We start from the raw sequence: 1,286 nt of genomic DNA, 5'->3' as shown, positions 1-1,286 counted from the left end.
GTGCAGGTGCGGGCGCAGCTGCGGGCGCCGGGGTCCAGTCCGGCTCGTCCGGCCTGTCTGCCCGCTCGGGCCGGCGGTCGCAGGGCGGCCAGCCGCGCGGCGGGCAGGCGAGCACCGTCGCCTTCGACCAGCTGGCCGACACGGATTCGGACACCCGTCCCGACGCGGCGGCAGGAGCGCGCAGCGCAGACACCCTCGAGCACCCGCGGGTCGACGGCACCTCCGGCGACCCCGCCAAGCGCATCGCGCCCGGAGTGGCCGCCGCAGCAGCGGCCGCCGGAGGCGTGGCCGGCGCCATCGGTGACCGGGTGGGCTCCTTCGCCCGGGCAGCGGCCGACAAGGCAGCGGCCCGCGCCGCCGAGCGCCGAGCCGCGCACGACGACTACGACGGCGAGGAGATCGACCTCGACGACGCCCTCGACGAGGCGCCCGCCACCCGCCTCGAGCCACCGGTGCCCGTGCTGGGCCGCGAGGCCCCCGACGCACCCAGCGGGGCGCAGTCACGCATCGCGCTGGCCATCGTCGGCGTGCTCGTGCTCCTCGCGCTGGTCATCGGGGTGGAGAACGTCGCGAAGATCGGCCAGCACGACGGCCCGGCCACGGCTCTCACCGTGACCAAGACACGCGCCCCGAGCGCGACCCGGCCGGCGTCCAGCGCGACCTCGCGGCCGGCGCCCACGACCACGACCCCGGCGCCACCCGCGGCACCGGTCTCGATCACGGGCGGCACCGGGTTCGACCCGCAGGACGGCACCGAGTCCGACCAGAGCGCCGCGAAGGCCTTCGACGGCTCGGCCGACAGCGGCTGGAGGTCGCGCTGGTACGGCACCTCGACCTTCAACGGCAACAAGGACGGCGTCGGCCTCCTGCTCGACCTCAGCGCACCGACCGTCGTCAAGGAGGTGGTTCTCGAGCTGCCGCAGGCTCAGGACGTCACCGTCTACGCCACCGACTCGGACTCCACGCGCTCCCTCGACGGCGCCCAGAAGATCGGCTCCGCGAGCGACGCCACCGGCACGGTCACCATCAAGCCCGACGGGACGCTCAAGCCCGCCAGCAAGATCCTCGTCCTCGTCACCAAGGCCGCGCCGGCCGAGTCGAGCAGCCGCTACCGCGCCCAGATCAGTGAAGTCACGGTGCACTGACCGTGACCTCGGGGGGTGCTGGACCGGTCGCCGACCTGAGCGACCGGGAGCTGCTGGCACGGCACGTCGCGGGTGACGACCAGGCCTTCGCCGAGCTGTTCCGGCGGCACAAGGACCGGATGTGGGCTGTGGCCCTGCGCA

General features: G+C 74.7%; 2 pseudogenes. Both read left to right on the top strand.

The annotated features are described in order from the left end of the window. A pseudogene (locus tag ABD194_RS21345) lies at positions 1 to 1,145 on the top strand (hypothetical protein); the annotation flags it as partial. Between the two features lie 2 nt (positions 1,146 to 1,147). Continuing rightward, positions 1,148 to 1,286: pseudogene (locus ABD194_RS21340) on the top strand (RNA polymerase sigma factor SigM); the annotation flags it as partial.

It is taken from the genome of Terrabacter terrae, from assembly GCF_039529575.1.
Classification (GTDB): Bacteria; Actinomycetota; Actinomycetes; order Actinomycetales; family Dermatophilaceae; genus Terrabacter; species Terrabacter terrae.
The sequence above is the reverse complement of the archived record's forward strand: the minus strand, read 5'-3'. Positions and strand labels throughout refer to the sequence as shown.